The 19,433-nt window shown below is 68.3% G+C and carries 20 protein-coding genes; 6 read left to right on the forward strand and 14 right to left on the reverse strand.

Annotation, left to right across the window (positions count from 1 at the left end; genetic code table 11):
- Positions 1-3 precede the first annotated feature (3 nt).
- Complete coding sequence (rpsD, locus tag VEA62_RS03875; RefSeq protein WP_324818656.1) at positions 4-621, forward strand: 30S ribosomal protein S4; 618 nt, start codon at positions 4-6, stop codon at positions 619-621.
- Between the two features lie 213 nt (positions 622-834).
- On the forward strand, positions 835-1,224 hold the full coding sequence (locus VEA62_RS03880; protein ID WP_324818659.1) for a hypothetical protein: 390 nt from the start codon (positions 835-837) through the stop codon (positions 1,222-1,224).
- A gap of 6 nt (positions 1,225-1,230) precedes the next feature.
- Here the strand turns inward: VEA62_RS03880 and VEA62_RS03885 are convergent, their stop codons facing one another.
- The 8 genes from VEA62_RS03885 to map all read right to left on the reverse strand — a co-directional run bounded on the left by VEA62_RS03885 (position 1,231) and on the right by map (position 6,538).
- Complete coding sequence (locus VEA62_RS03885; protein WP_324818662.1) at positions 1,231-1,659, reverse strand: thioesterase family protein; 429 nt, start codon at positions 1,657-1,659, stop codon at positions 1,231-1,233.
- Complete coding sequence (grxD, locus tag VEA62_RS03890; protein WP_324818665.1) at positions 1,659-2,015, reverse strand: Grx4 family monothiol glutaredoxin; 357 nt, start codon at positions 2,013-2,015, stop codon at positions 1,659-1,661. The genes VEA62_RS03885 and grxD overlap by 1 nt, the downstream gene beginning before the upstream one ends.
- Before the next feature lie 70 nt (positions 2,016-2,085).
- Positions 2,086-3,003, reverse strand: a complete 918-nt coding sequence (locus tag VEA62_RS03895) for an aldo/keto reductase (RefSeq protein WP_324818667.1) — start codon at positions 3,001-3,003, stop codon at positions 2,086-2,088.
- Positions 3,004-3,006: 3 nt separating this feature from the next.
- Positions 3,007-3,276, reverse strand: coding sequence for a BolA family transcriptional regulator (locus tag VEA62_RS03900; protein ID WP_324818668.1), 270 nt, complete (start codon positions 3,274-3,276; stop codon positions 3,007-3,009).
- Positions 3,277-3,353: 77 nt separating this feature from the next.
- A complete protein-coding gene (locus tag VEA62_RS03905; protein ID WP_324818670.1) occupies positions 3,354-3,872 on the reverse strand; it encodes a GNAT family N-acetyltransferase in 519 nt (172 codons plus the stop codon).
- On the reverse strand, positions 3,869-4,855 hold the full coding sequence (locus VEA62_RS03910) for a N(4)-(beta-N-acetylglucosaminyl)-L-asparaginase (protein WP_324818672.1): 987 nt from the start codon (positions 4,853-4,855) through the stop codon (positions 3,869-3,871). Before VEA62_RS03910 ends, VEA62_RS03905 begins: the two co-directional genes overlap by 4 nt.
- Complete coding sequence (gene radC / locus VEA62_RS03915) at positions 4,852-5,562, reverse strand: RadC family protein (RefSeq protein WP_324818814.1); 711 nt, start codon at positions 5,560-5,562, stop codon at positions 4,852-4,854. Before radC ends, VEA62_RS03910 begins: the two co-directional genes overlap by 4 nt.
- Positions 5,563-5,716: 154 nt before the next feature.
- Positions 5,717-6,538, reverse strand: a complete 822-nt coding sequence (gene map, locus VEA62_RS03920) for a type I methionyl aminopeptidase (protein WP_324818674.1) — start codon at positions 6,536-6,538, stop codon at positions 5,717-5,719.
- A 105-nt stretch (positions 6,539-6,643) separates the two neighbouring features.
- Between map and VEA62_RS03925 the strand changes: the two genes are divergently transcribed.
- Positions 6,644-7,396, forward strand: coding sequence for a competence/damage-inducible protein A (locus tag VEA62_RS03925; RefSeq protein WP_324818677.1), 753 nt, complete (start codon positions 6,644-6,646; stop codon positions 7,394-7,396).
- 161 nt (positions 7,397-7,557) lie between these two features.
- Here the strand turns inward: VEA62_RS03925 and VEA62_RS03930 are convergent, their stop codons facing one another.
- The 4 genes from VEA62_RS03930 to VEA62_RS03945 form a co-directional block, all read right to left on the reverse strand.
- The gene (locus tag VEA62_RS03930) at positions 7,558-8,646 is read right to left on the reverse strand and encodes an endo-1,4-beta-xylanase (protein WP_324818679.1); all 1,089 of its coding nucleotides are present in this window, start codon (positions 8,644-8,646) and stop codon (positions 7,558-7,560) included.
- Positions 8,636-9,046, reverse strand: a complete 411-nt coding sequence (locus tag VEA62_RS03935) for a flagellar export protein FliJ (protein ID WP_324818681.1) — start codon at positions 9,044-9,046, stop codon at positions 8,636-8,638. Before VEA62_RS03935 ends, VEA62_RS03930 begins: the two co-directional genes overlap by 11 nt.
- Before the next feature lie 13 nt (positions 9,047-9,059).
- Positions 9,060-10,400: a flagellar protein export ATPase FliI gene (gene fliI, locus VEA62_RS03940; protein ID WP_324818684.1), complete on the reverse strand. Its 1,341-nt coding sequence runs from the start codon at positions 10,398-10,400 to the stop codon at positions 9,060-9,062.
- Between the two features lie 73 nt (positions 10,401-10,473).
- Positions 10,474-14,244 (reverse strand): calcium-binding protein, encoded by a 3,771-nt coding sequence (locus VEA62_RS03945; RefSeq protein WP_324818686.1) that lies wholly within the window; start codon positions 14,242-14,244, stop codon positions 10,474-10,476.
- Between the two features lie 161 nt (positions 14,245-14,405).
- Between VEA62_RS03945 and cysK the strand changes: the two genes are divergently transcribed.
- The 3 genes from cysK to VEA62_RS03960 all read left to right on the forward strand — a co-directional run bounded on the left by cysK (position 14,406) and on the right by VEA62_RS03960 (position 17,271).
- Entirely contained in the window at positions 14,406-15,386 is a 981-nt protein-coding gene (cysK, locus tag VEA62_RS03950) for a cysteine synthase A (protein WP_324818689.1), read from the forward strand.
- A 74-nt stretch (positions 15,387-15,460) separates the two neighbouring features.
- Positions 15,461-16,678, forward strand: a complete 1,218-nt coding sequence (locus tag VEA62_RS03955) for a DUF2336 domain-containing protein (protein ID WP_324818691.1) — start codon at positions 15,461-15,463, stop codon at positions 16,676-16,678.
- Between the two features lie 161 nt (positions 16,679-16,839).
- Positions 16,840-17,271 carry a MucR family transcriptional regulator gene (locus VEA62_RS03960; protein WP_324818694.1) on the forward strand — a complete coding sequence of 144 codons (432 nt, stop codon included), beginning with the start codon at positions 16,840-16,842 and terminating at the stop codon, positions 17,269-17,271.
- Between the two features lie 64 nt (positions 17,272-17,335).
- Here VEA62_RS03960 and VEA62_RS03965 read toward each other — a convergent pair whose 3' ends face one another.
- Entirely contained in the window at positions 17,336-18,442 is a 1,107-nt protein-coding gene (locus VEA62_RS03965) for a DUF2336 domain-containing protein (protein ID WP_324818696.1), read from the reverse strand.
- On the reverse strand, positions 18,439-19,419 hold the full coding sequence (locus VEA62_RS03970; RefSeq protein ID WP_324818699.1) for a hypothetical protein: 981 nt from the start codon (positions 19,417-19,419) through the stop codon (positions 18,439-18,441). The genes VEA62_RS03965 and VEA62_RS03970 overlap by 4 nt, the downstream gene beginning before the upstream one ends.
- Positions 19,420-19,433: the final 14 nt, after the last annotated feature.

The raw sequence follows: 19,433 nt of genomic DNA on the forward strand, positions 1-19,433 counted from the left end.
CTTATGTCCAAGCGCCATAGCGCCAAGTACAAACTCGACCGGGTCATGGGTGAAAACCTGTGGGGCCGCTCGAAATCCCCGGTCAACAAGCGTTCCTACGGCCCCGGCCAGCACGGCCAGCGCCGCAAGTCGAAGGTCTCGGACTTCGGCCTGCAGCTGAAGGCCAAGCAGAAGCTGAAGGGCTACTACGCCAACATCACCGAGAAGCAGTTCGCCGCGACCTATGAAGAGGCGTCGCGCCGCAAGGGCAACAGCTCGGAAAACCTGATCGGCCTGCTGGAATCGCGCCTGGACGCCATCGTCTACCGCGCCAAATTCGTCCCGACCCCCTGGGCCGCGCGCCAGTTCGTCAGCCACGGCCACGTGACCGTCGACGGCAAGAAGGTCGACATCGCCTCGTACCGGGTCAAGCCGGGGCAGGTCGTCGAGGTCAAGGAAAAGTCCCGCTCGATGGCGCTGGTGCTTGAGGCCCAGCAGTCGTCGGAACGCGACGTGCCCGACTATCTGGAGTTGGGCGACCGCGGCTTCTCGGTCCGCTACGTCCGCGTGCCGGAACTGGCCGACGTGCCGTTCCCGGTCAAGATGGAGCCGAACCTGGTCGTGGAATACTACTCGTCGTAATCTTTCTGGCGCGATGCTCGCGACGCGGTCACTCGCGACTTGAGCGTCGGGCCGGAAATGCGCTCAGGCAGTGAGCCGCCGCGCGGCGAGCGCTGGCGCCACCAACAAGGGCCCCGGAGCAATCCGGGGCCCTTTCCGTATGCATCGGGTTCCCCTCGCGGGCGAACAGGCGCACATTGGCCGGGTTCAGGATTTCGGCGCGGGAGGCCGGGAATGAAACGGATCGTCACGCTCGCGGGGGCCCTGGCGCTGGTCGCCGTCCTGCCGGGGTGCGCGCTGGTCGACAGGTTCATGCCTGAGGCGCTGGCGGTGGAGACTGCGGAAACGCCGGGGCAGATCGAGCCGGTCCACGCCGTGGCCATCGTTCAGGACCAGGCGGTGTTCTGGGTCAGTTCGAATGGCTGCACCCAGAAGTCAGACCTGACGCCGGTGGTCCGCCGCGCCGGCGACGCTTCGGTGATCACCCTGCGCCGGATCAAGGAAGACCGCTGCCTCGAGCCGCGCGCCGAGGGCGTCGAGATGCGCTGGAGCTTCCAGGAAATGGGGCTGGCGCCTGGCAGCCGGGTGTCGGTCGAGAATCCCTACCAGCTGCCGCAGGGCTGAGAGGGGTCAGCGCGCCTCGAAGGCCGGCAGCATGTCCGGCGGGATGCGGTGCGGCCGCATGGTGGCGGCGTCGACCAGGACCCATTCCGATACCCCTTGGGCGCAAAGCCGGCCCTCGGCGTCCTCGATGCGGACATACCGGTTGAAGCGCGGGCCGTGCGGGTCGCCGACCCAGGTGCGGGCCTTCACGTCGGTGGCGTCCGGGAGCAGGGGGCGAAAATAGTCGATCTCGTGCCGCACGGCGACCCACGACCATTTCGCGCGGGTTTCCGGGTCGAAGCGGGCGTTCCAGTGGGCCGTGCCGGCATCCTGCAGCCAGCCGACATAGACGACGTTGTTGACGTGGCCGTTGTCGTCGATGTGCCCGGGCCTGACTTCCAGCGGGACGACGAAGATCTCGCGGTCGGCCCGGGGTTCGAGCTGGGCCCTGGCCATCAGGCCTCGGCGTCGCCGAGCGGCACGCCCTTGTCAGCCAGCAGCGTCTGGAGTTCGCCCGCATTGAACATTTCGCGGACGATGTCGGAGCCGCCGACGAACTCACCCTTGACGTAGAGCTGGGGAATGGTCGGCCAGTCGCTGAAGACCTTGATGCCGTCGCGCAGGGCCTCGTCCTGCAGCACGTCGACGCCGACAAAGGGCGCGCCGACGTGGTCGAGGATCTGCACCGCCAGGGAGGAGAAGCCGCAACGCGGCGCGTCCGGCGTGCCCTTCATGAACAGCACGACGTCATGCTGTTTCACCGTATCGGCGATGAAGGTCTGGACGGGATTGGCGACGGCTTGATCGGTCACTGGTACTGGCCTTTCGGTGAAGGCCGTCAGCTAGGCGCCCAAAGGGGCGGGGTCAAGGCGTCGGAAGGTCTCAGGCGGCCTTGGCGGCCGCGACGCGCGCCATCTCGATCTGGGCGGCGAGGCCCGGCGGCATGTCGCGATCCGGCACCAGGCCGAGCATGTTCAGCCGCTCCGTGTCGCTGGCGCGGATCAGCACGCTGGAGACCGAGGGGTCGGTCAGGGCGTAGGCCAGGCAGATGGCCTCCGCGGGCCAGTTGTTGGTGCGGTGCAGGAAGGCGAAGGTGCCAGCATGGGCCAGCGGATTGGCCTTGGTCTTCGGCCCGCCAAAGCCGAACAGGCCCTTCTTCGGCTGATGCACGGTGGCCGCCTTCTTCGCCGTGTCGAGGCTCTCCGGGAAGTAGTCGTAGACGAAGATGGCCATGTCCGCTTCCTGGGCGGCGCGAAGGCGGGAGCGGACCTGCCACGGCGAGTTGACGTGGAAGGGCGAGATCAGGACGTCGAAGGCTCCGGTGGAGACATAGGTGTCCATAACGTCGCCGTCGCCCGAAATGCCCAGCAGGCGGACCCGCTCGGTGGCGCGCAGGGCCTTGAGAGCGTTGAGCGTCGACTGCGGGAGTTCGTGGTCGGCGGGTTCGTCGAGGATGGCGAGATCGAACCAGCCGAGGCCGGAGATGCCGAGTGCGCGGTCGATGGCCGAGGTGATGCCCTCGGCCGAGAAGTCGCGATCCGATCCCCGGCGGCCGTCCCCGGCGCCGAGGGTGAGCGAAACCTGGACCAGCTTGCGGTCCACATGCTTCAGGGCCTGACCGAGAATTTCCGCCAGCACGGGATCCGCGGTCTCCAGCCGGTAGCTGTTGATGCCGGATTCCAGCGCCGAATAGATCAGCTCGCGGCCGGCCACCGGCCCGTGGGAGATGTCGCGCGGGCCAAGGCTCAGCGTCAGCGCCGAAACCGCCTGACCCGCCTGTCCGAAGGGACGGTAGCGCATGGTTCAGTCTCCTGCCGGGGAGGGGTTGGCGGGGGAGGGGTTGGCCGGGGCAGAGGTCTCGAGCGCCAGCGCGTGAAGTTCACCGCCCATCTTGCCCTTCAGCGCCGCGTAGACGAGCTGGTGCTGGCGCACGCGGGGCAGGCCCGCGAACGCGGTCGAGACGACGCGGGCGCGATAGTGGTCGCCGTCGCCGGCCAGATCGTCGATGACGATCTCGGCATCGGGAAAGGCTCCGGCCAGGTGGCCGCGAAGCTCATCGACGGACATGGGCATGGGGCGGCGGTTCTCTCTCGAATTTCACCGGCCAGATTGCCGCGTAAACCTTAATGGCTGGCTACACGCGCGGCGGTTCAGGCGGCGGTGCGCTCGAACAGGGTCACCGCCTCGCCCTTGTAGGTCGTCTCGACGTAGGGCGCGTAGCCGGCCCGGCGGGCGAGGGCGATGGAGGGGCCGTTGTCGGGCGAGATCATGCAGACCGTGCGCGGCGCGTTGAGGCTGTCGTCGCACCAGGCCAGGGCTGCGGAGAGGGCCTCGAAGGCGAGGCCCTTGCCCTGGAAGCGCGGCTGGACGCCCCAGCCGAGTTCCGGGGCGTCGAAAGGCGGATCGAGCACCCGGTGGAAGTCCAGCACGCCGACGCTGCCGACATGCTCGCCGGTGTCCTTCAGCCGGATGGTCCAGTTGCCGTGGCCCAGCGCCTCCCAGTGGCCGATATCGCGCAGCAGGCGGAACCAGACGTCCTCGCCGGTCAAGGGCTCGGGAAAGATGTGGCGGATGAAGGCGGGATCGGCCCAGAGGGCGCACAGGTCGTCATAGTCCGCCACGTCCACCGGGGTCAGGGTCAGGCGTTCGGTGATAAGGGTGCTGGTCATGAGGGCTCGAACAGGGCTCCGGCGCGCTCGATACGGGTCTGGCCGCTCGCGTCGGTAACGGCGTAGGTGAAGCCGGGCTGGAGCGCAAAGCCCCCGGCGCGGCCCTGTTTGTCGAGCGCCAGCAGGGCGACCTGCGAACCGGCGACCCTGGCGCCCCGCAGCCGGGCCAGCCGTTCGACAACACGGCGACAGGCGGTCGTGGGGTCGAGGCCGGCGCGCATGGCCTCGACGACGGCATGCGAGCCGGCGACGCGAACGACGTCCTCGCCAACACCGGTGGCGGTGGCGCCGCCGACCTCGTCGTCGACATAGAGGCCGGCGCCGATCAGCGGGCTGTCGCCGACCCTGCCGCGCATTTTGAAGGCCATGCCGGAAGTGGTGCAGGCGCCGGCCATGCGGTTGGCGGCGTCGATGGCCAGCAGGCCGATAGTGTCGTGGTTGGCCGCGCCGCCGTTCCAGTCGATGTTCTCGCTGTTGATGCGCGGGGCGTAGTCGGCGGTCTCCAGCCATTCCCGCCAGGCCGCCTCGGCGCGGGGGGTGAGCAGGTCTTGCGTGGGGAAGCCCTGATCGACGGCGAAGGTGCGCGCGCCCTCCCCGACCAGCATGGTGTGGGGCGTGCGCTCCATGACCCGGCGGGCGACGGAGACGGCGTGGACTACGTCCTCGAGCGCGCACACCGCGCCGATGTCACCGGCCCAGGTCATGACGCAGGCGTCCAGCGTTACCCGGCCGTCGCGGTCGGGCAGGCCGCCGAGGCCGACCGACGAATTGCTCTCGTCCGCCTCGGCCACGCGGCCGCCGGCCTCGACCATGTCGAGCGCCGAGCCGCCAGTCGCGCGGACCGCCAGGCCGGCGGCATTGGCGGCGGCGCCGAAGTCCCAGGTGGAGACCATGACGGCGGAGGCGGTGGTTCGGGCGGCGGCGGTCGCCAGGGCGGCGACCGGAGAGGCGCCGAGCACGGTCCTGCGGGAAGGGCCGCTCACATCAGCCCCAGTTGCTTGAAGCTGGCCACGCCGTCGCGACCTACGATGAGATGGTCGTGGACTGACAGCTCCAGCGCCCGGGCGGCTTCGATGACCTGGCGGGTCATCTCGATGTCGGGGCGCGACGGGGTCGGGTCGCCCGACGGGTGGTTGTGGACGATGATCATCGACTTGGCCGAAAGCTCCAGGGCCCGGCGCACCACCTCGCGCGGATAGACCGGGGCGTGGTCGACGGTGCCGCGATTCTGGATTTCGTCGAGGATCAGCTGGTTGCGGTTGTCGAGATAGAGCACGCGGAACTGCTCGCGCGGCTCATGCTGGAGCGAGAGGCGGACGTAGGCGAGCAGGGCGGTCCACGAGGAGATGACGGTGCGCTTGCCGGCCTCCTCGAGCGTGACCCGCCGCGCGACCTCGTGCAGGGCGGCCAGGTCGAGGGCGGTCTCCGCGCCGATACCCCGGGTCCGCCCGCGCGCGTCCTCGGACTTCACCGTCATCAGATCCTCGACCGAGGCGGCCAGCACCGCCGCGAGCGAGCCGAAGCGGGCCAGCAGAGCCTTGGCGATCGGCTTGACGTCGCCCTGAGGCTGGCTGCGGAACAGGAAGAGTTCTAGCAGTTCGTAGTCGGGCAGGTGGTGCAGGCCCGCCGCGCGGGCGCGGTCCCGCAGCCGTTCCCGGTGGCCGGACAGGCCGGATCCCTTCAGGGCGATGACCGCGGCGGAGGGCGGGGCCTGACGCGGCGGCGGAGTCGGGAAGGGCAGCACTGATGACACGGCGGCCTCCGGATGAGTGCCCGTACGATGCCAGAACAGACAGGGAACGTCCAGTTCGGCGGTTCAGGCCGTTCGGCCCGCGCCTACCCGGTCAGAATTTCGGCCGGAACAGCCCCGCCGGGCTGGCGGTGAAGAGTTCGACCCCGTCCTCGGTGACGCCGATGCTGTGCTCGCACTGGGCCGACAGGGACTTGTCGCGGGTGACGGCGGTCCAGCCGTCGGACAGGACCTTCACGTGCGGCTTGCCCAGGTTCACCATCGGCTCGACGGTGAAGAACATCCCCTGTTTCAACGTCGCGCCCTCGCCGCGGCGGCCGTAATGGAGAACGTTGGGGCTGTCGTGGAAGATGCGGCCGATGCCGTGGCCGCAGAAGTCGCGGACGACGGACATGCGGTTGGCCTCGACTACCTGCTGGATGGCGTAGCCGATGTCGCCGAAGGTGGCGCCGGGCTTGATCACGGCGAGGCCGGCCTCGAGCGCGTCGTAGGTGACGTCGATCAGCTTGCGGGCGCGGGCGTTGATGTTTCCGACCGGGTACATGCGGCTGGAGTCGCCGTGCCAGCCGTCGACGATGACGGTGTGGTCGATGTTGACGATGTCGCCGTCCTTGAGAACCTTGTCGCCGGGGATGCCGTGGCAGACGACGTGGTTGATCGAGGTGCAGACGGTCTTCTCATAGCCCTTGTAGCCGAGGCAGGCGGGCAGGGCGCCGTGGTCGAGGGTGAACTCGCGGATGCGGTCGTCGATCTCGCCCGTGGTGACGCCCGGCCTGACGTATTCGGTGATCATGTCGAGCGCCTCGGCGACCAGGCGACCGGCCTTGCGCATGCCCTCGAAGCCCTCGGCGTCATGGACGCGGATCTCGTGGGTGCGGACGAAGGCGTCGCTGTCCAGTTCGGGGGTCTCGTACATCGTGGGCTTTCGGTCGGGGTCGGCTCGGATTTCAGATGGCCATCATAGCACACAAGCTCAAGGCGCTACGATGACCGCCGGCCTGCGACAGTCTAGCGTGGACCGATGACCGAATCCTCTCCGACCGCCGCCGTCCTGATCATCGGCGACGAGGTGCTGTCCGGACGGACGCAGGACACCAACCTGAACACCATCGCGCGGTTCCTGGCGGCGCTGGGGATCGATCTGATGGAGGCGCGGACGGTCGGGGACCGCAAGGCGCAGATCGTCGAGGCGCTGAACGCGCTGAGAGCCGGGCACGACTATGTCTTCACCACCGGGGGCATCGGGCCGACGCATGACGACATCACCGCCGATGCGGTCGCGACGGCGTTCGGGGTGGCCCTGCCGGAGCATCCGGAGGCGCTGGCGATCCTGCAGCGGCGCTATGGGGCGGAGTTCAATGCGCCGCGGCGGCGGATGGCGCGGATACCCGAGGGCGGGAGGCTGATCGCCAATCCGGTGACGGACGCTCCGGGCTTCCAGATCGGCAACGTCTTCGTCATGGCGGGCGTGCCGAAGATCATGACGGCCATGCTGGAGGATGTGGCCCCCCGGCTGAGGACCGGGGCGGTGGTGCATGCGCGGACGGTGCGGGTGACGGGCGTCGGGGAGGGGGACGTGGCTGAGATGCTGACGGCGGCGGCGCGGGCGGAGCGGGAGGTCAGTTTCGGCAGCTATCCGTTCGGGCACGGGTCAGTCGGGGAGATGGGGACGAATCTGGTGGTGCGGGGGCGGGATGAGGCGAAGGTGGAGGCGGCGGTGGCGAGGCTGTTGGCGGCGTTGGCGGCGGCGGGGGTGGTGGCCGTGCGAGGCTGATCCTTCTCCCGATGGGAGAAGGTGGCCGGGCGGAGCCCGGTCGGATGTGGGGCGGGTGGTTGGAGCGGCGAAGCCGCCCCCGGACAGCCGACCCACACCCTTTCGCGCAAGGACGACGGCTACGCCGCCGTGCGCTCAAGCCCTCTCCCATCGGGAGAGGGTCAGCGCGCGAACGCCTCGGCCACGGCTTGATAGGCTGGATTGGCGCGGCCCTCGGCGTCGAGCAGCAGGGCGCTTTCGTCGGGGCGGTTCTTGCCCTCTTCGCGGACCAGCCAGCTGTCGGAGTCACGCAGGCCCCAGGTGGTGAAGGCGTAGCGCTGGCGTTCGGGCAGGGCCATGAAGGCCTCGGCCAGTTCGCCGACGCGGGCGACCTGCTGTGCGCGGCGTTCGGCGGTGGAACGCAGGTCGGGCAGGCGGCCTCCGTCGCGCTGCATCGGAAAGTCCAGCTCCGAGACATGGATCGGCAGGCCAAGGGAGGCGGCGTCTCGCATGAAGGCCGTGATCTGTCCGGCGGGTATCTCGATGTTCAGGTGCGACTGGGTTCCGATGCCGCCGATGGGCGCCCCGAGGTTGAGCAGGCGTTCGACGAGGCGGAGGAAGGTCGCGCCCTTCGCCGGAATGTTCTCGAGATTGTACTCGTTGAGGAACAGGACGGCCTCGGGATCGGCGGCCCTGGCCTGTTCGAAGGCGCGAACCATGTAGCCGTCCATGCCGAGGGCGCGGCTCCAGTGGCAGTCTCGCAGGCCGTCGCCATCCTCGGCCACTGGCTCGTTGATCACGTCCCATCCCGCCATCTGCCCACGGTTGCGGCCGACGAAGGTCGAGATGTAGCGGTCGTATTCGGCGGCGAAGCGAGCGCGGGGAACGTCGTCGTTGAAGACGCTCGCCCCCTGCGAATACCAGATCAGGGTGTGGCCGTGGACGCGCAGGCCGTTGTCGCGGGCGAAGGCGACGACCCGGTCGGACGGCTCGAAATCATAGGTGAAGCCGGGGCCGAGGGTGCGCTCCATCTTCTGCTCCCACTCGGGCGTTAGCTGGGAGCAGTGGCGCAGGATCTGTTCGACCCAGTCCGCCTGGTCGAGCTGCCCGGTCATGCCGGTGGCGCCAAACGGGAACGGCGCAAGGGACTTGAGCGGCGGCGCGAGGGGGCCGGCGGCCGGGCTCGCTACGGCGAAGCGATCACAGGCAGCGAGAGCGATGGGGGCCACGAGCAGGGCACGGCGAGTCAGGCGGGGCGGTTCAGCCCGCACGGCGCCTCAGGCCCAGTTCATCGAAGGCGGCGGTCTCGCGCTTGCCGGCGGCGATCAGTCGGTTGAGGCGGGTGGTTTCGGCGACGTGCTCGAACTTCTTCAGCTCCTCGAAGGCGCCGGTCAGAGCGTCGCGGGCCCCTTCCTCTTCTGCGCTGATCTCGACGACATCGGCCTCGGCGGCGGATTTGCGCAGCTTCCAGCCGTTCAGATAGGCCTGTAGCAACAGGCCGGCCTCGGCGTCCTCGCGGGCGCGTTCCTGTTCGATCTCGGCCTCGGCCTCGAGCACGGCGATGCGCATTTCGGCGGAGGCCCGGCGGGCGGTAATCTCGGCGAGCCGCTTCTGCAGCGTCTCGACCTCGTAGCTGGAGATGCGGATCAGGGATTGGGCCCAAGCGGTCATCATGCGTCTCCGGTCACTGCATCATTCCCTGATTGAGAATGGTTTCCAGACGGTCAAAGGAATCGGCCAGCCGCGTCACGTCATGGTGATCCTGGCCGAGAAAGGCCTCAAGGGCCGGATTGAGGGCGATGGCGCGGTCGACGATGGGATCGGCGCCGGTGCGGTAGGCGCCGATCCTGATCAGCTCTTCCATGTTCGCATAGGCCGACAGGCACTGGCGGGCGCGGCGGTTCAGCTCGCGCTCGGGCGGGGTCTGGCAGCCTGGCAGGGTGCGGCTGACGGACTTCAGCACGTCGATGGCCGGGAAACGGCCGCGCTCGGCTATCTTGCGGTCCATGACGATGTGGCCGTCGAGGATGCCTCGCACGGCGTCGGCGATCGGCTCGTCATGGTCGCCGCCGTCGACCAGTACGGTGAACAGGGCGGTGATCGGACCCGCGGTGGTGCCGTCGGGACGGACGGGGCCAGGACCGGCGCGCTCCAGAAGCTTGGGCAGTTCGGTGAAGACCGTGGGGGTGTAGCCCTTGGTGGTCGGAGGCTCGCCGGCGGCCAGGCCGATTTCGCGCTGGGCCATGGCGAAGCGGGTGACGCTGTCCATCAGGCAGAGAACCTCAAGGTCCTGGTCGCGCAGGAATTCGGCGATGGCCATGGTCATGTAGGCGGCCTGGCGGCGCTTCAGCGCCGGCTCGTCACTCGTGGCGACGACAACGATGGCGCGCCTCAGGCCTTCCTCGCCAAGGGTCTCCTCGATGAACTCGCGGACCTCCCGGCCCCGCTCCCCGATCAGGCCGACGACGACGACATCGCAGGTGGCCTGGCGCGCCAGCATGGACAGCAGCACCGACTTGCCCACCCCGGAACCGGCGAAGATGCCGAGGCGCTGGCCCCGGCAGGTGGTGGTGAAGACGTCCATGGCCCGGACGCCCAGGTCGAGCCGTTCGCCGACCCGGCCGCGCGAATGGGCCGGAGGCGGCGGGGCGCGCAGGGGGTAGGCGGCGGGTCCGGCCGGAAGAGGACCCTTGCCGTCGATGGGCTGGCCGAAGGCGTCGATGATGCGGCCCAGCCAAGCGGTGGTGGGGCGGACGCTGGCGGCGGAGGAGACGATGCGAATATCGGCGCCGGGGGCCACGCCCTCCACCGGTCCGAACGGCATCAGCAGGGCCTTGGCGTCGCGGAAACCGACGACCTCGGCCGGCAGGGGCGAGAGACGTCCCCGGGCGATCTCGGCCCGGGCGCCGACGGCCAGACGGGACAGGCCGCCCCGGGACTCGATCAGCAGACCATTCACGCCCGCGACCTTTCCGGTCACGACCAGCGGGTCGATCGCTTCGACAGCGGCGGCGAGATTGCGCAAGCGGAGGGCCCCGGGAACAGGCGTTCAGGGATGCGCCGACATGGTTAACGGGAGGTGAAGGCGGGGGGCTTGTCTAGCCCGCCCAGTCGTGCCCGCAGGGACGAAGCCCGGCGGGGCCTTCTTCTGTCCAGCCGTAATGATCCAGAAGCGAGACCGTCAGGGCGTGATCGCCCGCGAGCTCCAGCGTCAGGCCCGGAAATTTTCTTGGCGGGAGATCGCAGACAAGCAGAACGTCCGGAAGGCCGGGCTGGATCTGTGGACCGTCGGCGCCAGGCTTGAACACGAACGCGTCGCCGCCCGAACCACGGACGGGCAGCACTTGCGGAACGGGCGTCTCGCTCTTTCCAGCCATCGGGGGCAGGACCAGTGGGCCGCTGTCACCCATCCCGAACTGCCGGGCCAGATCGATCTCGCCGCCCTGACTGAACCGGATCATTTCCACCCCGGTCAGACTGTCGCCGCCGTCCACGCCCTTCAGGATGAAGCGGTCACCCTCTGCGAGGAGGCGGTAGTCGTCCATGGCGCCTTCCACGAACAGAGTGTCGTAACCCTCGCCGCCGTTGATGACATCGTTGCCAAGGCCGCCGTTCAGCTCATCGTCGCCCGGGCCTCCATTCAGATGATCCGCGCCTGGGCCGCCGTACAGCGCGTCCTCCCCGACGCCGCCGTTCATGATGTCCGCCCCGGCCGTTCCCTGTGTCGGGTCGGCTCGCAGCACGAGCAACTGGTCCGAAAACTGAAGCCGCTCCACGCCGGTCAGGAGGTCGGTCGAGATGAGGGTAATGGTGTCATTGCCGGGATGCTGGCCGTCGGGCCCGCTCACTGTTGTGACGCCGTTGTCGGTAACGATCACATAGTCGGCACGGGCCCCTGTGAAGATCGCGACGTCGCTCCCGCCGCCGCCCTCTATCCGGTCAGAGCCACGGCCACCGGTAAGCCGGTCATCCCCCCCGCCACCAAGGAGGGCGTCATCCTGGAGACCGCCATCGAGTTGATCGGCGCCGTCGCCGCCATCGAGATGATCTTCTCGCCCACCCCCGGTCAGGACATCATCGCCTGCCAGCCCGAATAGGTGATCACGCCCATTGTCGGTCGATCCCTGCATCTCAAAAAGGTAGGGGACCGGACCGCCGTCGAGGACGTCATTCAATTCAGTTCCGACGATTTCGTCATCCCCGCCGAGACCCCGCTCGTGGATGCCGTATCCAGTCAGGGATATGAGCCGGTCCGAGAAGCGCAGCAGTTCCACGCTTATCAGCGTATCGACGCCATCGGGGCCGGTCATGGTGATCGTGTCGCCGTCGATTGTCCAGGAGTAGGCGGAGAGCGGGCCGGCGTAGCTGACGAAGTCGTCGCCCGCGCCGCCATCGAGCAGGTCGTCTCCCGCCCCGCCGATCAAGGTGTCCGAGTAATCCTCCCCGACCAGGTGGTCCGCATCCGCCCCGCCCATCAGCAGATCGCGACCCCAACCGCCGTGGACTGGTCCGGTCTGTCTCCCGGCGCTTCCGTCGTAGACATCGTCGCCTTCGTTAAGCCGGATCTCGCCGTCGATCAGCCCGGTGTTGGTCACCCGCTCGTCGCCGCTGCTAAGACTGACGGCGCCGCGAATCTCACCGGAATTGTCAAGGAAGCTACGGGTGACCTCCCACCCGTAGCCCCTCGCGTCGATCGCGACGTCGGCCTCGATCAGACCCGTATTGGTGATTTCGATGACATCGGATTCCAGCAGGATGCCGATGGAGTTACCGGTGCGGTTCTCGACCCGGATCGTTCCATGGTTGACAATGGTGGAATAGGTCAGGCTGCGAATTCCCAACACGTCCCCGGACCCGATGACGTCGATCAGGCCGTGGTTTTCGAGGGAGCCGTGGTAGTGGAGGTTGGCGCCCCAGGCGCGGCCCGCGCTCTCGACGTGAAGGATCCCGGTGTTGAACAGGGACATGGCCATCTGCAGGCCGTTCAGACCCACCGCCGAATAGGTGCTGCGCACATCGATCAGACCATGGTTGTTGACGGCGGAGTCAAAGCCTTCGCTGACCACGCCGAACGCCATGACCTCGGGTCCGGTGGTGACGACCCTGAGCACACCCGTCGCCAGATTGTCGAAGTTGCCGCCAAAGTTGAAGCCCGCCAGTCCCACGCCACCGGCGCTGTTCAATGCATTGACCGTGATCAGGCCGCCGTTCGTAATCCCGGCGCCGGGTTCGAGGATTCCGTAGACCGCCAGCGTTCCGATCGTGCCGTCGAACGTCACGGACTCGCCTTCGAGGATGTGGAACCGACCACGGATTTCGACGTGGGACTCTCCCAGCAAGGCCGGCGCTTCGCCCCCGATCTCATAGACAGGCCGGGCTGAGGTGGTGAAGCTCGTGCGGGCGGAGACCACGTGGACGGTAGTGTTTAGCAGCAGGATCGAGTCCGTCTCGGACAGGACAATACGGACGTCCGCGCCTGACTGCACAATCTCGCGCCAAGCCGAATAGCCATGGATGACGAGAGTGTCGGCGGAGGTCAGATCCGTGATCACATCGGCACCGTCGCCCAAGCCGAAGCGGAAGGCGTCAGTGCCCGCGCCGCCCGACAGCGTATCGGCGCCCCGACCCCCGGCGAGCTCATCGGCTCCGCCGCGGCCGTCGATGGTGTCGTCGCCGTCGGCGCCGAAAAGCAGGTTGCCAGCCGAGTCGCCCCGCAGCCGGTCGGCCCAACGACTGCCGTGGACGTTCTCCACGCCGCTGATCTGATCCTGCCCCGCGGCGGTGGCCACGCCTCCGGCGAGGTCCAGGTCCACGCCCATCGTCAGGCCAGCGTAGGTCACGGCGTCGATCCCCGCCCCCGCGTCTATGGCATTGTTCCCCCGCCCGCCCTGAAGAACGTCGTCGCCGCCGCCGCCGACCAGGTGATCGTCGCCGTCCTCGCCGAACAGGATATCGCCGGCGTCGCCGCCGGTCAGGTCATCGTCCCCGAAGCCCCCGTGGACGGCGCCCAGATGGCTTCCACCGCGACCGTCGTAGACGTCCGCGCCATAGCCGAGCCACACCTCGCCTGAGATCGAGCCGCTATTGATCAGCCGGTCGTCGCCCCGCGCCAGATCGACGAGGCCGACGATTCGGCCCGAGTTCGTAACCACTTGGGCGGCCGCCTGGGGCGGAGACCCGGCCGTCTCGTCGAGGATGGCGTACTGGGCCTCGATCAGGCCCGTGTTGACAATGTGGCTGACCGTCGGTTCGGAGTGGCCGACGCCGATACCGATGCTCCAGCCGTCGGCCGAGGTGGCCACGGCGCGTATGGTCCCGCTGTTGGTTATCTCGGCCTCGCGCCCGGTGCGGACGCCGACCGCCGTGACCCCGGTTACCTCAAGCAAGCCGGAGTTCGTCACCGTGGCGCCATTGCTGGCCAGAACACCCCAAGCATCGTGGCTCGACCGGACGGTGAAGCTGTTGGTGTTGGTGAAGACGAAGGTCATGTCGGAGGTCATGACCCCGAGCGCGTCTTGGACGGCGACGACCTCGAAGACGCCGTGATTGACCAGATCGCCGTTCCAGCCGCCGAATCCTTGGGCAGACGTGAAGCCGATGGTCATGTTCTGACCGCCCGTTGAGTTGATCCGGATGACGCCGGTCGCCTCATTGGTGAACACCGAGCCTACATCGAGGCTACCGTAGTCGTAGTTGATGCCTGCTACGATGAAGGGGCTGCTGGTGTTGATCAGGATGGTCCCAGCGTTGTTGAACGACACCACCGACTGACCGGCTGCGGGGTGAATGAAATTCACGCCGATGCCGTCGGTGATCGTCCAGGATTGTCCCGGCGCCAGCCTCTGGGTCATCGAAATGTTGTAGGTCACGCTCGCCCCCGCATCCGGAAGCAGCAGACCAGTCGCGCCTGCAAAACGCAAGGTTGCACCAAGGGATCAGCGCGAGGGTCGGAGAATGGAATTTCGCGCGCGCGGCCTTTGCTGATCGGCCATATGGCCTATTTGTTGCCTGCCTTCCTTGGAGTGCGCTCGTGACCGACACCCCCTATGACCCGTCCGCCCATCTGAAATCCGGACGCGGGAAGATCTATCCGTCCATTCTGGACACCATCGGCGACACGCCGGTGGTCGGGCTGCCGCGGCTGTCCGAGGAATACCGGCCGAGGGCGACCGTCCTGGCCAAGCTGGAGTTCTTCAACCCGATCGCCTCGGTGAAGGACCGGATCGGGGTGGCCATGATCGATGCGCTGGAACAGGCGGGAAAGCTCGGGCCTGGCGCGGTGCTGGTCGAGCCGACCAGCGGCAACACCGGCATCGCCCTCGCCTTTGTCGCCGCCGCCAAGGGCTACCGGCTGATCCTGGTCATGCCCGAGAGCATGTCGATGGAGCGTCGGAAGATGCTGGCGCTGCTGGGAGCCGAGCTGGTGCTGACGCCGGCCGAGAAGGGCATGAAGGGGGCCATCGCCATGGCCCAGGAACTGCTGGAGCAGAACCCGGGCGCGGTCAGTCCTTCGCAGTTCGACAATCCCGCCAATCCGGCCATTCACAGGGTCACCACCGCCGAGGAGATCTGGAACGATACGGCGGGCGGAGTCGACATCGTCGTCTCGGGGGTCGGCACGGGCGGGACCATCACCGGCGTCGGACAGGTGCTGAAAGCTCGAAAACCGTCGGTGCGGATGATCGCCGTGGAGCCGACGGCGTCGCCGGTCCTCTCCGGAGGCGAGCCAGGTCCTCACAAGATTCAGGGCATCGGGGCAGGGTTCATCCCGGCCAACGTCGATCGCTCGGTGATCGACGGGGTCGAGCAGGTTTCGAACGAGGACGCCTTCGACATGGCCCGCAAGGTGGCGCGCGTTGAGGGAATCCCCGTCGGCATCAGTTCGGGCGCCGCGCTGGTCGCCGCTTTCCGGCTGGCGGCCCTGCCAGAGAACGCCGGCAAGGTCATCGTGGCCATCATTCCCAGCTTCGCCGAGCGCTATCTGTCGACGGCGCTGTTCGAAGGTCTCTAGGCGCCAGGGACCTGTGAGCGGGTCGCGCACCGTCACAGCCGGTTAACCCGGCGGGCCTTAACCTTTCCGGCGACATGTCCGAGCCCGCTCTCACGCCAGAGGAAGCCGCGCCGCCAGGCGCCTTCCGCGCGCGCCACGCGCTGCTGAAGCGTCTGGCCGATGTCGTGTCCCTGCCGACCAGCCGGATCAACAGCTTCGAGCGCTCCGTCACGGGTGACCTTCTGGTCGAAATGCTGCGCCTCGCGTCGCACGATGATCGCAAGCGCGTGGCGGCGCGGCTGGCGCCGCTGGCCGAACTGCCCAATGCGCTGGCGCGGATGCTGCTGCGCGACGAGGCGGATATCGCGGCCCTGCTGATCGAACAGTGCGCGTCGCTGTCCGATGCCGACCTGGTCGCCTGCGCGCGTGATGCGGGACCGGATCACCGGTTCCTGATGGCCAATCGGCGGGGTCTGTCGGAGGTGGTCACCGAAGCCCTGATGAGCTTTGGCGAGACCCAGGTGATCGAGGCGGTGCTGCGCAATTCGACGGCCCGGTTGAGCCAGGTCGCCGTTGAAGGCGTGGTCAGCCTGAGCCGGACCGAGCGCGGGCTCTGCCACCATCTGCTGAAGCGGCCCGAGCTGAGGCCGTCCGGCGCCTATGTGATGTTCTGGTGGTGCGATCCGGATGACCGCCGCACCATCCTGCAGAGGTTCGCCGTCTCCCGCGAGGTCATGCAGGAGGTGGTCGAGGACGTCTTCGCCATGGCGGCGGAGGAGAACTGGCAGGATCCGGTGTCGCGCAAGGCGCTGCAGTTCATCGAGCGGCGACAGAGAAACCGGGCCGCGGTCGAGAAGAGCCCATACGCAGGACTTGAGCAGGCAGTCGAGGCGGCCGCCGCCAACGGCCTGACGCGCGAGGTGGCGACGGAGATCGCCTACCTTGCGGGGGTCAAACCAATCACCGGCGCGAAGATCCTGGGCGATCCGGGCGGCGAGCCGCTGGCCATCCTGTGCAAGGCGACCGGACTGACCAAGTCGAATCTGGCCGGCCTCTGGCGATCGATGCGGCGACCCGAAACGGAGGCCGACGGTTCGGTTCATCCGGCATGGGAACGGGTCCAGATCACCTATGACATGCTGGCCGTCGACCGGGCGCAAACGGTGTTGCGCTACTGGAACTGGTCGTTGTCCTCGGCCCTGACCCCGGCTCTACTGAGGGCCATCCGGGATGGCGAGGAAGACGAGGTGGACGACTATTCGACGCCCGAACGCGCGGCGATGCTGGCGCTGGCGGAAAACTTCGGCCGTTGATCTCCGCACCAAGTAGAGTGCTGCTAGTCTGATAAGCGCATGCGCTATGCCTAATGAATACGCTATTGCGTGAATCATGCCTGATCTATATTGAGCGCGCGACAGGCTGGCGATGAACGTTCGGCCGATCCAAATCCGATCACAAAGGTGAGGCCGCGCGCATGGAAGACAACTCGCAACTGCTCGAGATGACCGCCGACATCGTGTCGGCCTATGTCGGCAACAATAATGTGCAGGCCGCTGAAGTTCCGGGCCTGATTTCCAGCATCCACGCGGCCTTGTCGCAGGTTTCGAGCGGCGCCGTCGAGCCCGAGCCGGAACCCAAGGAGCCGGCTGTTCCGGTCCGCAAGTCGATCACACCGGACTACCTGATCTGCCTGGAAGATGGCCGCAAGTTCAAGTCGCTGAAGCGCCACCTGCGCACGAAGTACAACATGAGCCCCGAGGAATACCGGGCCAAGTGGGGCCTGCCGAAGGACTATCCGATGGTCGCGCCAAACTACGCCAAGGCGCGTTCGGACCTGGCCAAGCAGATGGGCCTGGGCCAGGGCGGCCGCAAACCGGCCCGCGCCGCAGGCCGCGCCAAGAAGTAGTCCGGCGCCAATAATCGGCTGAAGCGGCCGCTCCGGTGACGGGGCGGCCGTTTTGCATCGGGGATCAGGCGGCCTGCGCGCCGCGCCGCATGCGCCAGAAGCGCAGGGTCCTGAGCGCGGCCTCGCGGGTCAGTTCGGCATACATGCGGGCGTAGGAATGCGCCTTGGCCATGGCGTCGCCGTCGTCGTTGAGCAGAACGACCGCATAGGTCAGGAACAGGGCGCGATCGAGATCGGCGGCCTTGCAGACCACCGCCAGCGCATCCAGTTCTCGCCGTTCGACGATCTGGCGCGCGGTGTGGAAGTCGATGTCGGCCAGCTGGGCCAGGGCGATCAGGAAGGCGGTTCGGCCCCCCGTCCGGTCGCCCGAGCGCAGGAAACGGGCGAGCATCTGGGGGGTGAGCTGCCCCGCGGCCCTGAGTTCTTCGACATAGGCCGAACATTCGGGGTAGTCGGCCGGCAGGGCGCCGTCGTCGGTGGCGATGCGCGCGCGACCAGCGGCCAGGGCGCTTTCCAGCAGGGCCGGGTCCATGCTGGCGTTCTGTTCGAGGATCCGGTTCCGCAGCCGCGCCTCGACGACGAAATACATGTCGTTCAGCAGGTCGGGCGGCAGGGTGGCGCGCGAAACCGTGGCCTCGTGCAGGGCCGGATTGACCTTGGCCCGCTCGACGGCCGCCTCGGAAGCCTTGCGCGACAGCCTGGCGCCGTCATTGCGCAGCAGAGTCCCGAGGGTTTCGTCGTCGCCGCGCTCGACGATGACGTCGGAAACGGCTTCGGACACCGAAGGACGGGCGGAGACGGCGCGCAGGTGATCCTGTCCGTGGCGGCGCACCACCCCCAGCAGATCCTCGTCGGTGAGGACGGGCGAGGCGGCCAGGACCGCGCCGGCGACCGCGGCCTCATCATTGGCCAGACGTCGGATCAGGGTGTGCGGCGCATCGGGAGCGTTGGCGAAGCGGGCGGACAGTTCGGCCCGGACGGCGCTTTCCATGTCATCGGCCAGCTTGACCAGGACGGCGTCGTACAGGGTGTCCTCGGCGGCGGTGCGCGGCGATCCGCCGAAGAAGTGATCAGTCAGTTCCCGCAGAAGGGTTCGCCGCTTCTCGCTGGATTCCTCCTCGGCGAGGGCGATCAGGTCAGGCAGACGCGACAGTGTGGACGTCTCGCTCACTGGTGGTCCCCGTCGGACGAGGCCGGTACGGGGCGCATGGACCCGTTGCGATCGCGGATGAGGGTTGGTCCGGCCTCGGGCTCCGCGAGATCCTGCGTCGCCGGGGTCTCCGCCATGGTCAGCACCAGGGCGTCGACATAGGTCGGCTCAGGCATGACCATGGCGTCAGGCTCGCGCCCGTTCTGCCGATGCACCGAATAGTAGCGGGCGCCCTCCCGGGACGGCCGCTCTCCGGAGTTCGCCACTTCCATGACGCGTTCGGGCTCGGGAGGCGCGCTGGACCGCGCGGCTTCGGCGCGCGGCGCCCCCTGTAGGGACGAGGCGGAGGCGGAGGCGGGCTCGGGCCGGGGCGACGCCGGCGCGGTCTGCTGCATCCGGAAGACGGGGGCGTCACGGCGGGGAGCCATCGGGTCCGCGGACGCTGGAACTTCGGCGAGGGGCGCGGGCGCCGGATAGATCGCCTCGGCGGGCGCCGGTTGGCCCCGCCGGCCCTGGTCGGGCAGGTATTCGGGTTGGGCGGGCGGCCGCGGCGCGGGCGCGGACGGAGGCGGGGCCGCAACGGCCGTGGGGACGGCGGGCGAAGCCGGAGCCGGAGCAGGAGCGGGGTCGGGCGCCGCCGGCTTGGGCTGAAGCCATGCGTTGGCGGGCGTCAGGGTCCGTCGAGCGGCTCCAGGCGCGGGCGACAGGCCGCGGGGGGGCGCCGGCTCAGGCGCGGCGAACCCGCCGTGCGGGATGACGCGGTTCGACCGGCGGAGGTCGGCCCGGGCCGAAGAGGGCTGGGCATCGTCGCGGGCAACGGAAGCCGCCGCTTCGCCACGACCCTGCCAGGAGAGGTAACGGAGACCCTGCGCCTGTCCCGCCGACGGGGCCGACCGGTCGGGGGCCGGGCCCGATGACTGGGCCGAGGCGACGCTGGCGAGCGCGAGCGCGCCGGTGGCGGCGAGGGCGGTGGCAGCGAGGGTCGAGGCGCGGCGCAAGGGCAGGCTCCGGG

This window comes from Brevundimonas sp. (genome assembly GCF_035627475.1).
Taxonomy (GTDB): domain Bacteria; phylum Pseudomonadota; class Alphaproteobacteria; order Caulobacterales; family Caulobacteraceae; genus Brevundimonas.

Coding starts and splice junctions, on each gene's coding strand:
- VEA62_RS03900 (WP_324818668.1), bottom strand. CDS start 3,276: ATGCCCATGTCCGTCGATGAGCTTCGCGGCCACCTGGCCGGAGCCTTT.
- VEA62_RS03955 (WP_324818691.1), top strand. CDS start 15,461: ATGTCCGAGCCCGCTCTCACGCCAGAGGAAGCCGCGCCGCCAGGCGCC.
- VEA62_RS03895 (WP_324818667.1), bottom strand. CDS start 3,003: ATGCGCTACCGTCCCTTCGGACAGGCGGGTCAGGCGGTTTCGGCGCTG.
- VEA62_RS03925 (WP_324818677.1), top strand. CDS start 6,644: ATGACCGAATCCTCTCCGACCGCCGCCGTCCTGATCATCGGCGACGAG.
- map (WP_324818674.1), bottom strand. CDS start 6,538: ATGTACGAGACCCCCGAACTGGACAGCGACGCCTTCGTCCGCACCCAC.
- rpsD (WP_324818656.1), top strand. CDS start 4: ATGTCCAAGCGCCATAGCGCCAAGTACAAACTCGACCGGGTCATGGGT.
- VEA62_RS03960 (WP_324818694.1), top strand. CDS start 16,840: ATGGAAGACAACTCGCAACTGCTCGAGATGACCGCCGACATCGTGTCG.
- VEA62_RS03905 (WP_324818670.1), bottom strand. CDS start 3,872: ATGACCAGCACCCTTATCACCGAACGCCTGACCCTGACCCCGGTGGAC.
- VEA62_RS03935 (WP_324818681.1), bottom strand. CDS start 9,046: ATGACCGCTTGGGCCCAATCCCTGATCCGCATCTCCAGCTACGAGGTC.
- VEA62_RS03880 (WP_324818659.1), top strand. CDS start 835: ATGAAACGGATCGTCACGCTCGCGGGGGCCCTGGCGCTGGTCGCCGTC.
- VEA62_RS03885 (WP_324818662.1), bottom strand. CDS start 1,659: ATGGCCAGGGCCCAGCTCGAACCCCGGGCCGACCGCGAGATCTTCGTC.